Origin of the sequence: Bathymodiolus thermophilus thioautotrophic gill symbiont, assembly GCF_003711265.1 — a bacterium.
GTDB lineage: Bacteria > Pseudomonadota > Gammaproteobacteria > PS1 > Pseudothioglobaceae > Thiodubiliella.
This window is the reverse complement of record NZ_CP024634.1, coordinates 121,015-133,208: the sequence shown is the minus strand read 5'-3', so window position 1 is coordinate 133,208 and position 12,194 is coordinate 121,015. Positions and strand designations below refer to the sequence as shown.

Here is a 12,194-nt window from a genome sequence, read left to right as displayed (position 1 = left end):
TGAAGCCTTTTTTGAGATTATTTACCTTATCTTATAACCAATACACAAAGATGAACAAACCTAACCACACCACATCTACAAAGTGCCAATACCAAGCCACGCCCTCAAAGCCAAAATGGTTGTCTGCAGTAAAATGACCTTTTTGTATACGATACAAAATGATTGTTAACATAATGACGCCAATCGTTACATGAAAACCATGGAAGCCTGTTAGCATATAAAAGGTTGAACCATAAATGCCTGAAGTGAGTTTTAAGCCATCATGATAAGCGTGCCCGTATTCCATAATTTGAAACCCTAGAAAAGCCGATCCTAATGCAATGGTTGCCACTAACCAACCAATGATTTGATTGCGATGCCCAGTGCGCAATGCATGATGGGCAAAGGTTAATGTTACGCCTGATAGCAACAGCAACAATGTATTAAGTGCTGGCAACCCCCAGGTATTAACCAATTGCGTTGGCACTGACATTTCAACACCTGATTGCAAAGTTGCACCGGGTGTTGTGAAGGCAACTGCATCCCATCCTGCTTTAAAGCCGTTCCACAACTCTGGCGTATATATATTGTTGTCTGCACCACCTAACCACGGTACCGAAAGTTGCCTTGCGTAAAACAATGCACCAAAAAAGGCGGCAAAAAACATCACTTCAGAAAAGATAAACCAACTCATACCCCAACGAAATGAGCGGTCAACCTGATTATTGTAAACGCCACTAGTACTCTCATTGACGACTTGACCAAGCCAGCCAAACATCATAAACACCACAATTGCAAAACCAAGTGCCATTGCCGATCCCCCCCATTCTACCCCATGCATTTGATTAGCAAAACCAACAAATAATGTTGCGATGCCAATTGAGCCAATAATTGGCCAGTATGTACCGTGTGGCACATAATATGCTTGCTCTTTACTCATATCCCCTCTCCTCATTTTTTCTATTTTTCAAGTTTAAAAAAATTATAAGACAAACTTATATCTTTTATACGCTTATCCAATTCTGGCTCAACCACAAACCTCAAGGTCATTTCAACCTCTTCATGTGGCTTGAATATCTGTTTATTAAAACAAAAACATTCTAATTTTTTAAAATAAAGTGCCGCATCTGTCGGTGCCACACTAGGAATCGCTTGTCCAATAATGGTCTCATCGGTATTATTCTTGGCAATATAACTGGTGGTGTAAAACTTACCCGGTACGATTACCATTGAATTTACCTTTGGCCCAAACTGCACTGGAAACCCACCCATTGTCATGGCAAAAAAACTTACCTCAACTTTGCGATTTTCATCAACCCTATATTGTTGTTCACTATCTACTCTACCTGTGGTGCCATTAAATCCAGTAATTTCACAAAAAACATCATAAATAGGTACCATTGCATAAGCAAAAGCAAACATTAATATTGGTGCTGACACTAACTTTATCCAGAACCCTTTTGTTATTTTTTTTCGTTCCATATTAGCCAGTCGGATTAAATAACACGATGGTGGCTATAAATACTCCTGCTGCTATAACGCCTACAATTACCGCAGTAATAACAACGCCTTTTTTCCTGTTATCCATTAAGAATTCTGCGACTCCGCCTCTATCAACTTTCTTGATGGTGGCGTATTAAAACTATGGTATTGCGCTTTTGGCTCCAATGTCCACTCTAAGCCTTTTGCACCTTCCCAGGGGCGTGAACTGGCTGGCTCGCCATTACGAATACAATCAATCACAATATAAGTTAATAAAATAAACGATGCACCAAATGCAAAGCCACCGATGGAAGAAATAAAGTTAAAGTCTGCAAACTGTAATGAATAATCAGGAATACGGCGTGGCATACCTGCCAGACCTAAGAAATGCTGAGGGAAAAACAATATATTGACTGAAATAACCGCCCACCAAAAGTGTATTTTTGCCAATTTTTCGTTATACATCTTGCCTGTCCACTTAGGCAACCAATAGAAGGTTGCTGCAATGATTGACCACAATGCACCTGTTACCAATACATAGTGGAAATGTGCAACCACAAAATAAGTATCGTGATATTGAATATCTGCTGGCGCAATACCCAACATCAAACCAGAAAAACCACCAATTGTAAATAAGAATACAAATGAAACCGCCCACAACATCGGCGCTTCAAAAGTCATTGAACCCCGCCACATTGTTGATATCCAGTTAAACACCTTAACACCTGTGGGCACTGCAATTAACATCGTGGCATACATAAAGTACAATTCACCTGCAACAGGCATACCTGTCAAAAACATATGGTGCGCCCACACAATGTAGGACAAAAATGCAATTGATGCTGTTGCATATACCATTGAAGAATAACCAAACAATGGCTTGCGGGCAAAAGTTGGGATAATATGAGAAACCACACCAAACGCTGGCAAAATCATAATATACACCTCAGGATGCCCGAAGAACCAAAAAATATGCTGGAACATCACTGGGTCACCCCCACCAGTTGCATCAAAAAATGCGGTACCAAAGTTACGATCTGTCAACATCATTGTTACTGCCCCTGCCAATACTGGCATTGCACCAATCAATAAAAACGAAGTGATTAGCCATGTCCATACGAATAAAGGCATATCCATTAACTTCATCTCAGGGGCACGCATATTAAGCACTGTGGCAATAATATTAATCGCACCCATAATAGACGAGAAACCCAATAAATGAACTGCAAAAATAAAGAAGTCTGTACTATCTGGGGCAAAAGTTGTTGACAATGGCGCATAGAATGTCCAGCCAAATGCGGGTGCACCACCTTCCATAAAGAAGGTACTTAATAAAATGCCACCAGCGAATGGTAAAATCCAAAAAGACCAGTTGTTCATTCGTGGTAACGCCATATCAGGCGCACCTATCATCATTGGAATGAGCCAGTTACCCAAACCAACAAAAGCTGGCATAATCGCACCAAATACCATAATCAAGCCGTGCATCGTAGTCAGTTGATTGAAAAACTGTGGCTCCATTAGTTGTAATCCTGGCTGTAATAATTCAGCACGAATACCCATGGCAAATGAACCACCTACTAATAACATAGTAAAGGCGAACCACAGGTAAAGAGAACCAATATCTTTATGGTTCGTTGTTTTGACCCATCTCATCAAACCTTTTTCAGGGCCGTGATGATGATCGTCATGAGGGGCTGTTGTTGCTGTCATAGTCTTCTCCTTATTCTTTAATTATCGCGCAGATTTAACATCTGACGGTTGAACAACGCTACCTGTGTTACCAAAGGCATTTCTTTCATAAGTCATTACTGCTGCAAGGTCGCTATCGCCTAACATCTTAAAGGTTGGCATAGCGCCTTTGCCATGTAGAACAATATTAATGTGTCCTGCTGCCGTCCCATTAGCAATAACCGAACCTTTCATTGCTGGGAACACTGGTGGCATGCCTGAGCCATCTGCTTTATGGCAAGCAGCGCAGTTGGCGTTATAAATTGTCTTACCCTTTGCCATTAAGTCTGCTTTAGACCAAGTTTTACTGGCGCTCGCTACTGCTGCGGCTGCGGCTGCTTGTTGCTTAGATACCCATTTTTTATAATCTGCCTTAGAAACCACATCAACCACAATTGGCATAAAACCATGGTCTTTGCCACATAACTCAGCACACTGCCCACGATAAGTGCCAATTTTGTCAATCTTAGCCCATGCATCATTAATAAAACCCGGATTGGCATCTTGTTTAACGCCAAAATCACGAACCCACCAATTGTGAATAACATCGTTAGAAGTGATTAAGAAACGAATTGAGGTGTCCACTGGCAAGACCAGACGCTTATCAACATCCAATAAATAGTTATCAGCCTTTTCACGCCCTGCGTCTGTACCGTTAACCGCATCTCTAGAGCCTTGTGATAAGTTTGAAATAAAACTAATGCCCTCTTGAGGATAATCATACTGCCATTTCCACTGATGGCCTGTGATTTTAACGCTCATCTCAGCCTTGGTTGTGTCTTCCAAATCAATCAAGACTTTTGATGCTGGAATTGCCATACCAATCAAGATAATAATTGGAACGATTGTCCATACCAACTCTGCCTTAGTGCTTTCGTGAAAATTCGCTGCAACCGCACCTTTTGACTGCCTGTGTGCGTATAGTGAATAAAACATCGCACCAAATACTACAATGGCAATAACGACTGACACCCAAAAAACCATCATGTGTAAACCATAAATATCACGGCTGATTGAAGTGACCCCTTCGGTCATATTCAGTCCGTATTCGGCAAACGCATTAAAACTCAATAATAATCCAAATGCCACGACTAGTTTTTTCATTATTTCTCCCCAGAACTTTAATTAACTAAATGTGCATTATTCACAAGAAATAATATTTTGCAAGTCTATAATAATTTAGTAATATATTAATGTAATAATGTGGTAATATAATAATAAAGTAATGCATTACCATAGCAACAAAAAATAAGTATATTAGCCCCCACTTTAACTCGCTTAACTCAAATGTTTAAAAAATTACTAAAAATATCCATTGTTCTTGCGTTCATTGTTGTTATCTTAGGTGCTTATACACGCCTTGGCGATGCTGGATTGGGGTGCCCCGATTGGCCAACTTGTTATGGTCAACTCATTGTGCCAGATGCAATAGATGGCACCAAACTTGCAGGCTACGAACGCCCACTTGAATCCACCAAAGGCTGGAAAGAAATGCTGCATCGCTATGCCGCCTCCCTATTGGGGCTAGCCATTTTTGCACTATTTTTCTTAGCCATTAAAGATAAAACAAAACGCCCTCAAGCGCTTGCATTGCCAGCATTTACCACCTTATTTGTTGTGTTACAAGGTGCTTTTGGCATGTGGACGGTTACTTTGTTGGTTCACCCCGGTATTGTTACCACGCATCTTATTGGTGGCTTTGTTACCACTGCTTTACTAACATGGCTGCTACTCAACCAAGGGAGGCCTACTATTACCTATAGGCATATTTTGAAAAGGCATAAATTCTTATTGCTAATAACTTTATTTATTTTAAGTGTGCAAATTGCGCTTGGTGGCTGGACTTCTACCAACTATGCAGCATTGTCTTGTGGTGAAGAATTTCCAACATGCTTAGGATCTTGGTGGCCAGCAATGGATTTTGTCAACGCATTACATTGGGGGCCAATTGGTGTAGAGCATGATTATGAATATGGCGTATTAGAAAATTCAGCCCGTGCTGGCATTCAAATGATGCATCGCATTGGTGCGTTAATCACCACATTGTTTGTCGCATTATTAATTTATGTATTCAGTTACCAGCAGCACCTTAGGTCAAACTTAATGCTGATTGGTGGCTTATTAGCGACACAAGTAACCCTAGGTATTTTAAATGTGTTATTGTCAATTCCAATGGCTATCGCAGTTCTGCACAATACGGTAGCATTGTTATTGTTATTGAGCATACTGGCATTACTGCACAAAGTAGTGAAAATGCCAGCCACTATGACTTAACTTGGCAATACCAGCCTTACAACGGTAATAACTGCCACAATAAAAACAATGGTCATAACAAAGCCAACAATAATATAAGGCCACGGCCCCTGTTTTTCTGTGCGTTCAAAATCTTTGATAAGATCTTCTCTTTTTCCCACGCCAATCATGGCTGAAGTTACCGCTTTGAATACCTGCCCTAATCCTTTCATAATACTGCCTTTATAAAGTTATCAAAAAATAATGGTCAACCAATAACGCCACGAATAACAACATGAGATAATTCACCGAAAACATAAATGTTTGCCATGCAATTCGATTGTCATCTGGGTTTGTATAAATCTTAATGGCGTATACCAAAAATATAACACCTAAAATTAAAGCCGAAGCAAGATAGATTAAGCCCGACATACCCGACAAATAAGGCAATAATGTTACCAATAACAACAAAATTGTATAGAGCAAAATCTGTAGCCGAGTATAAGCCAAGCCATGAGTAACTGGCAACATTGGCACATCAACTTTTTTATACTCTTCTACTCTGAATATTGCTAACGCCCAAAAATGTGGTGGCGTCCAAACAAACACAATCAAAAACAACAACAACGCATGCTCAATACCTTGTGTGCCTGAAATTGCAGTCCAGCCCAATATCGGTGGCGCTGCACCTGCTGCGCCACCAATCACAATATTCTGCGGTGTAGCCCGCTTTAAATACATGGTGTAAATCACGGCATAACCAATCAGTGAAATAAAGGTCAGCACCATGGTAATGGTATTCACAAATAACTGCAAAATTCCCAACCCAACAATACCTAAAAACACCCCCCAAACCAACGCCTGATTGCGACTCACTTTACCTTGTGGCAAAGGGCGCTTGTCAGTGCGTGACATTTGCACATCAATATGCTCATCAACAATATGATTAAACACTGCCGCTGAAGCAGATGCCAGGGCAATACCTATAGAAGCAGTCATCACCAACATTGCATCTGGCACATACGGTGCAGGCACTGATAAAAACATGCCCACCACTGCGGTGAGTAAAATTAATGCCACCACCTTTAGTTTGCAAAGTCCGAGTAAGCTACGAAGTGATGGCATCATTATTCACCTACCCCTTAACCAATGCGCGAGTATTTAAACAAGCGCTTCAAGTCTTTGAGCACGCGTTTAATAATAAGCGTTTGTGGATTGTAATGCATCATCACATTACCCAATGGGTCAATTAAGAACAAGGTATTGTTAGGAAATTGGGTCAATTGTTGACTAAGTTTGGCACTAGGATGTGCAACCAAAACCCCTGCTTCTTGTATATCAGTTGGGCCATTAATCAATAGCATTCTTTGAATACGACGCATATTTTCATTCATCAAAATGCGAATGGTTTTCATATCTTTGAGTGTCTTCTTGCAAGCGCCATCACAAGTATTGGTCACATAGGTTAGCGTCCACAAACCTTGCAAACTGCCTTGTGTATTGTTAAAAAAGCGCACATCTTGCTCTTCCGTGGTAATAATTGGATTAACAAACACACCGTAGTTCACAGTGCTACCAGTAAAGGCGGTCGGATTCCAATAGAAAAATGCCGTACCAAGCGCAATCGGCAACACAAAGGAAGCCAGCAATACCCATAATTCTTTTTTAGAGTCCATACAATCCTATTTTGCAATGCAATGCACAAGATGATACGCCTATAATGACCAAACAGTCAAACAATCAATATGAGAATTTTTCTAATTCAGTCTAACTTCAATGCCCTGTGCTTGCATCGCCTGTTTAGCTTGCGCTATGGTGTATTCGCCAAAATGGAAAATACTTGCCGCCAATACGGCATCTGCGCCACCTTGTAAAATGCCTTCCGATAAATGTGCTAAATTCCCAACGCCACCAGATGCAATCACTGGCACATCCACTGCATCAGCAACTGCCTTGGTAAGCGCTAAATCAAATCCTGTTTTAACCCCATCACAATCCATTGAAGTCAACAACACTTCACCCGCACCATTTTCACCCTGTGTCATTTTTACTGCCCACTCAACCGCATCAATGCCTGTAGTATTACGCCCGCCGTGGGTAAAAATTTCCCATTTTCCCTCTGCTACTTTTTTCGCATCAATTGCAATGACAATACATTGTGAGCCAAATTCTTCACTCAACTGATTGATTAAATCGGGATTAAAAATCGCCGCCGAATTAACCGCAACTTTGTCTGCCCCAGCATTCAACATCATCCGCACATCATCCGCCTTACGAATGCCACCGCCCACTGTCAGTGGAATAAAAACCTGCTCGGCAATCGCTTCTACCATATGCACAGTAGTATCTCTGCCCTCGTGTGAAGCGGTAATGTCTAAAAAGGTAATTTCATCTGCACCCTCATCATCGTAACGCTTTGCCACCTCAACAGGGTCGCCTGCATCTTTGATATTGACAAACTTGGTGCCTTTGACCACACGGCCATCACGCACATCAAGACAAGGAATAATTCTTTTTGCTAAACTCATAAACGCAGATTTTACCGTAGTCGGTATAATCTGCGCTTATGAATATTCCAAAACACATTGCAATTATTATGGACGGCAACGGTCGCTGGGCAAAAAAGCACAAGTTGCCTCGCATTGTAGGACATAAAAAAGGGGTGGACGCAGTGCGCACTATCGTTAAATACTGTGGCGCAATTGGCGTGCAAACACTGACGCTATTCGCCTTTAGTAGTGAGAATAAAAATCGTTCCAATGAAGAAGTCTCACTGTTGTTTAAATTGTTTTTAACGGTACTTAAAAAAGAAGTAAACAAACTCAACAAATACAATGTTCGACTTAAAATTATTGGCGAACTGGCACTATTTCCTACCGATGTGCAGAAAATAGCCGTCGAAGCCCAGACATTGTTAGCAGACAATTCGGGGCTAACTTTGGTCATTGCAGCCAATTACGGCGGACAATGGGACATTGTTAACGCTTGCAAACAAATAATTGACAATAAAGTAACTACTGATGAATTAAATGAGGGAAAATTCTCACAATATTTATCCCTAAAAAATAACACCGTGGATTTACTCATTCGCAGTAGTGGTGAACAGCGTATTAGTAATTTTTTACTGTGGGATATTGCTTATAGTGAGTTATATTTTACTGATACACTGTGGCCTGATTTTGATGCCTTGGAAATGGACAAGGCAATTGAGAGTTTTAATCATCGTGATAGACGATACGGAGGACGGAATGAATGAATTAACAAAAAGAATACTAACCGCCAGCATCTTGGTGCCACTCGTCTTATTTTTGATTTTTAAATCTCAAATTGGCTTTTTAATACTCGTTGGCATAGGGGGGGTAATCGTGGGATATGAGTTTACCAAACTGAGCAAAATGAAGCCGCTTTTATTATGGCTGGTAATGGCACTTATTTTTATTGTTCCCCATGCTCTAACTAATATCTTTCATATTAGCCACTATTCAATAACAATGTATTTACTGCCATTGCTTTACTTAAGCACGGCATTTTGGTTTAAAAACTTATTTTTAGTCTTTAATTACCCCAATAAAAAACCAAAAAATACCGAACTCAGAAAAGCCACCAACTTATTTTTATTAATTACACCGCTTACTTTCTTGCCTATATTACAAGCACAAAGCGTTGCTATTATTTTATTGTTACTGTTCATCGTCTGGGGGGCAGATAGTTTTGCCTATTTCACAGGCAAAGCCTTTGGTAAACATAAACTGGCACCCAATCTAAGTGGCGGAAAAACTATTGAGGGTGTTGTCGGTGGTTTGATAGGCGTGTTGCTTATCACAGGTATATGGATGTTTGTTACTGAAAATACCAATTATGGTTTCTTATTGCTGGCGTTAATAACTGGCATTTTTTCGGTAATAGGCGATTTATATGAAAGCATTTACAAGCGTGAAGCAGGGGTAAAAGACAGTGGCAATATTTTGCCAGGACATGGCGGTATGTTCGACAGACTGGATGGGCTGTTGGCTGCTACGCCAATATTTTCCATAGTCCTAATAGCCCTAAATCTTTAAGATGAAAAACATTGTCATCTTAGGCGCAACTGGCTCTATCGGCGACAGCACACTATCAGTGGTAGATTTACACCCCGATAAATTTAATATTTTTGCACTCAGTGCCCATACTAACTGGCAAAAAATGCAGGCATTATGTGAAAAATATCACCCCAAATTTGTCGTTATGACAGAAGAAGAATCAGCAAATAAATTGCAACAATCCCTTACTCAAAGCCAAGCCTCAAACTGTGCAGTGCTCAGTGGCGAAGAAGCATTATGTGGACTTGCTGCACACGCTGAAACTGATTTTGTTATGGCCGCAATTGTTGGTGCTGCTGGCATGGCATCTAGTCTTGCCGCTGCCAAAGCAGGCAAACGCATTATGTTGGCAAATAAAGAGTCTTTGGTGTTAGCAGGAGATTTGTTTATGCAAGCGGTGCGTGATAATAACGCCGAACTTATTCCAGTGGATTCTGAGCATTCAGCAATTTTCCAATGCTTACAAAACGGACAAACTGGACTCAGCAAAATTCAGCTCACTGCCAGTGGTGGCCCTTTTTTACACACGCCCATTGAACAACTAAAAACCATCACCCCCAACGAGGCGTGCGCCCATCCAAACTGGTCTATGGGGCGTAAAATTTCAGTAGATTCTGCCACAATGATGAACAAAGGGCTAGAGGTTATTGAAGCACATTATTTGTTTAATTTACCTGCGGAAAATATTGAGGTTGTTATTCACCCACAATCTATTGTGCATTCCTCAGTTTATTACCAAGATGGCTCTACTTTATCGCAACTCGGCAATCCCGATATGCGCACAGTTATTGCCTATGCACTGAGTTATCCCGATAGAATGACTTCTGGCGTTGCACCATTAGACTTAGCAGGTAACTCGCCATTGGAATTTTATACACCTGATTTAGATAAATTTGCTTGTTTGCGGTTGGCATTTGAAGCACTCAAGCAAGGGGGTAGCGCCATGGGAACACTAAATGCTGCCAATGAGGTTGCTGTTGAACATTTTTTAAACAACAAAATCGGCTTTTTAGAAATTGCAAAAATTGTTGAACGCACCCTAAACACTGTTCAGCACACATATATAACCTCACTAGAGGCCATTGTTACTAACGACAAAATTGCACGCGAAACTGCACAAAGGATCATCAATGCGTAAACTCCCACCAATTCTATTATTTCTATTATTTCTTATCAGTAGCGCCAACGCACTGGAGCATACCACTATCAACATTACCCGCTCACTTAATTACGATGCACAAAAAGCACACATCAACCAAAAGACTGTGGACAATATTTTGCGTATTTTTTCGTGGAGAATTGACTTTAATAGAGACCTAAAAAAAGGCGATAAATTTATTGTTGTAGGCAATAGAGGTGCCACCCCAAGTGCAATAATTTATATTGGTGCCAAAAAACGAATCGCTGTTTTTTCCTATATTGATAAACGAGGGCGCCTAGGTTACTACGACAACCATGGCAAAACACTGTACCCTTCTTTTGCAAGATCACCTTTGAAATACAGTCGCATTAGCTCAGAATTCACCAGAAAACGCTTTCATCCCATCCTAAAAACCTACCTACCACATAGGGCTGTTGACTATGTCGCCAACAGAGGGGCACCCGTTTACGCCGTTGCCAACGGCATTATTAAGCACAACAAAAGAATGGGCGCTTTAGGCAAGGTGGTTTATATCAAACATGGTAGCAACTACACCACGGTTTATGCGCATTTGTCTAAATTTGCCCGTGGCCTCAAACCTTCGTCCAAAGTTAAAAAAGGTCAAGTAATTGGCTTCGTAGGCTCAACAGGCCGCTCAACTGGGCCACACCTGCATTACGAATTACGCTACAAAGGCATTCGTAGAAATCCACTTACTTACCGCTTACCTAAGCAAAAAAAAGTAGCAAGTTCTGACTTAAAACGCTTCCAAAATAGAGCAAATAGCATTTTACGCAACCTAAAAATGTAAGTGGCTATGCCATTTTCAAAAATAAAATAAATAATATAGTGTTTATAATCACCCAAGTATTAATAGAGACCTTTGCATAAATATGGATGATTAGCAAAATTCATTTTTTGCCCAATTAATGATTTTCTTAAATCTTGTCCTAGCAGGGCTAAGGCTGGGTTTAAAAAATTACCAAATGGGCGAGTGGATTCTTGATGATTATTTATATTTATGCAGAGGTCTCTTAATGAATAAAAATGTTCGCGTGGATTTTGCTTGGTTTTGAAGAAGCGTGTTTTGTGTTAAAATTGGATTTTTTGTAAGATCGGGGAAAGTGGTGGACAAGACAAGAGTGGACGATATGCTAATTGAGATGATTACACCCAAAGTTAAAGAGATTGAGGAGAAGTTTTCTCGAGGAGAAGGGCTTTCTCAAGATGATATTAATACCTTGTTGCTGAAATCACAATATAATCATATCAATCATTTGGATTTAAAGTTGAACGAGGTAACGCAGAGTGTGATGGCACTTGAGGCGAAGTTTGACCAAAAGTTTGCTGGACTTGAGTCAAAATTTGTTGGACTTGAGTCAAGATTTGCTGAGCTTGAATCAAGATTTGTTGGACTTGAGGCGAAGTTTGAATTATTCACTGAAAAAATGGAGCATTCTATTCAGAAGGCATTGAATAGAAATATGTGGTCTTTGTTTGCGATGATGGGATTCTTTTTGACGCTTTCCAAGGTTATTGATAAGTTTTAA

The 12,194-nt window shown here is 40.4% G+C and carries 14 protein-coding genes; 6 read left to right on the top strand and 8 right to left on the bottom strand.

The window, feature by feature from the left end:
* Positions 1-31: 31 nt before the first annotated feature.
* The 4 genes from MS2017_RS00460 to coxB all read right to left on the bottom strand — a co-directional run bounded on the left by MS2017_RS00460 (position 32) and on the right by coxB (position 4,296).
* Positions 32-919: a cytochrome c oxidase subunit 3 gene (locus MS2017_RS00460; RefSeq protein ID WP_071563752.1), complete on the bottom strand. Its 888-nt coding sequence runs from the start codon at positions 917-919 to the stop codon at positions 32-34.
* A 20-nt stretch (positions 920-939) separates the two neighbouring features.
* Entirely contained in the window at positions 940-1,461 is a 522-nt protein-coding gene (locus MS2017_RS00455) for a cytochrome c oxidase assembly protein (protein ID WP_071563751.1), read from the bottom strand.
* Between the two features lie 105 nt (positions 1,462-1,566).
* Positions 1,567-3,174: a cytochrome c oxidase subunit I gene (gene ctaD / locus MS2017_RS00450; RefSeq protein WP_071563750.1), complete on the bottom strand. Its 1,608-nt coding sequence runs from the start codon at positions 3,172-3,174 to the stop codon at positions 1,567-1,569.
* A gap of 21 nt (positions 3,175-3,195) precedes the next feature.
* Complete coding sequence (gene coxB, locus MS2017_RS00445; protein ID WP_071563749.1) at positions 3,196-4,296, bottom strand: cytochrome c oxidase subunit II; 1,101 nt, start codon at positions 4,294-4,296, stop codon at positions 3,196-3,198.
* A gap of 183 nt (positions 4,297-4,479) precedes the next feature.
* On the opposite strand from coxB, the gene MS2017_RS00440 reads away from it, so the two are divergent.
* The gene (locus tag MS2017_RS00440) at positions 4,480-5,466 is read left to right on the top strand and encodes a COX15/CtaA family protein (protein ID WP_122950905.1); all 987 of its coding nucleotides are present in this window, start codon (positions 4,480-4,482) and stop codon (positions 5,464-5,466) included.
* On the opposite strand, the gene MS2017_RS00435 is transcribed toward MS2017_RS00440, so the two are convergent.
* The 4 genes from MS2017_RS00435 to hisF all read right to left on the bottom strand — a co-directional run bounded on the left by MS2017_RS00435 (position 5,463) and on the right by hisF (position 7,952).
* Entirely contained in the window at positions 5,463-5,657 is a 195-nt protein-coding gene (locus tag MS2017_RS00435) for a DUF2970 domain-containing protein (RefSeq protein WP_071563747.1), read from the bottom strand. The two genes, MS2017_RS00440 and MS2017_RS00435, sit on opposite strands and share 4 nt — an antisense overlap.
* A gap of 10 nt (positions 5,658-5,667) precedes the next feature.
* Positions 5,668-6,552, bottom strand: coding sequence for a heme o synthase (gene cyoE / locus MS2017_RS00430; protein WP_071563746.1), 885 nt, complete (start codon positions 6,550-6,552; stop codon positions 5,668-5,670).
* Between the two features lie 14 nt (positions 6,553-6,566).
* Entirely contained in the window at positions 6,567-7,100 is a 534-nt protein-coding gene (locus MS2017_RS00425) for a hypothetical protein (RefSeq protein WP_071563745.1), read from the bottom strand.
* 81 nt (positions 7,101-7,181) lie between these two features.
* Entirely contained in the window at positions 7,182-7,952 is a 771-nt protein-coding gene (hisF, locus tag MS2017_RS00420; RefSeq protein WP_071563744.1) for an imidazole glycerol phosphate synthase subunit HisF, read from the bottom strand.
* Positions 7,953-7,990: 38 nt separating this feature from the next.
* On the opposite strand from hisF, the gene uppS reads away from it, so the two are divergent.
* The 5 genes from uppS (at position 7,991) to MS2017_RS00395 (ending at position 12,194) form a co-directional block, all read left to right on the top strand.
* Entirely contained in the window at positions 7,991-8,680 is a 690-nt protein-coding gene (gene uppS, locus MS2017_RS00415) for a polyprenyl diphosphate synthase (protein WP_122950904.1), read from the top strand.
* Entirely contained in the window at positions 8,673-9,482 is an 810-nt protein-coding gene (locus MS2017_RS00410) for a phosphatidate cytidylyltransferase (RefSeq protein ID WP_164707553.1), read from the top strand. The genes uppS and MS2017_RS00410 overlap by 8 nt, the downstream gene beginning before the upstream one ends.
* Position 9,483: 1 nt before the next feature.
* The gene (gene ispC, locus MS2017_RS00405; protein WP_122950902.1) at positions 9,484-10,641 is read left to right on the top strand and encodes a 1-deoxy-D-xylulose-5-phosphate reductoisomerase; all 1,158 of its coding nucleotides are present in this window, start codon (positions 9,484-9,486) and stop codon (positions 10,639-10,641) included.
* Positions 10,634-11,455 (top strand): peptidoglycan DD-metalloendopeptidase family protein, encoded by an 822-nt coding sequence (locus tag MS2017_RS00400; RefSeq protein ID WP_071563740.1) that lies wholly within the window; start codon positions 10,634-10,636, stop codon positions 11,453-11,455. The genes ispC and MS2017_RS00400 overlap by 8 nt, the downstream gene beginning before the upstream one ends.
* A gap of 316 nt (positions 11,456-11,771) precedes the next feature.
* Positions 11,772-12,194, top strand: a complete 423-nt coding sequence (locus MS2017_RS00395; protein WP_139458462.1) for a hypothetical protein — start codon at positions 11,772-11,774, stop codon at positions 12,192-12,194.

What these genes read in the sequence shown, in the direction of transcription:
- ispC (WP_122950902.1), top strand. Translation starts at nt 9,484, where the DNA reads ATGAAAAACATTGTCATCTTAGGCGCAACTGGCTCTATCGGCGACAGC.
- coxB (WP_071563749.1), bottom strand. Translation starts at nt 4,296, where the DNA reads ATGAAAAAACTAGTCGTGGCATTTGGATTATTATTGAGTTTTAATGCG.
- ctaD (WP_071563750.1), bottom strand. Translation starts at nt 3,174, where the DNA reads ATGACAGCAACAACAGCCCCTCATGACGATCATCATCACGGCCCTGAA.
- uppS (WP_122950904.1), top strand. Translation starts at nt 7,991, where the DNA reads ATGAATATTCCAAAACACATTGCAATTATTATGGACGGCAACGGTCGC.
- MS2017_RS00440 (WP_122950905.1), top strand. Translation starts at nt 4,480, where the DNA reads ATGTTTAAAAAATTACTAAAAATATCCATTGTTCTTGCGTTCATTGTT.
- MS2017_RS00410 (WP_164707553.1), top strand. Translation starts at nt 8,673, where the DNA reads ATGAATGAATTAACAAAAAGAATACTAACCGCCAGCATCTTGGTGCCA.
- hisF (WP_071563744.1), bottom strand. Translation starts at nt 7,952, where the DNA reads ATGAGTTTAGCAAAAAGAATTATTCCTTGTCTTGATGTGCGTGATGGC.
- cyoE (WP_071563746.1), bottom strand. Translation starts at nt 6,552, where the DNA reads ATGATGCCATCACTTCGTAGCTTACTCGGACTTTGCAAACTAAAGGTG.
- MS2017_RS00400 (WP_071563740.1), top strand. Translation starts at nt 10,634, where the DNA reads ATGCGTAAACTCCCACCAATTCTATTATTTCTATTATTTCTTATCAGT.
- MS2017_RS00435 (WP_071563747.1), bottom strand. Translation starts at nt 5,657, where the DNA reads ATGAAAGGATTAGGGCAGGTATTCAAAGCGGTAACTTCAGCCATGATT.
- MS2017_RS00460 (WP_071563752.1), bottom strand. Translation starts at nt 919, where the DNA reads ATGAGTAAAGAGCAAGCATATTATGTGCCACACGGTACATACTGGCCA.
- MS2017_RS00455 (WP_071563751.1), bottom strand. Translation starts at nt 1,461, where the DNA reads ATGGAACGAAAAAAAATAACAAAAGGGTTCTGGATAAAGTTAGTGTCA.
- MS2017_RS00425 (WP_071563745.1), bottom strand. Translation starts at nt 7,100, where the DNA reads ATGGACTCTAAAAAAGAATTATGGGTATTGCTGGCTTCCTTTGTGTTG.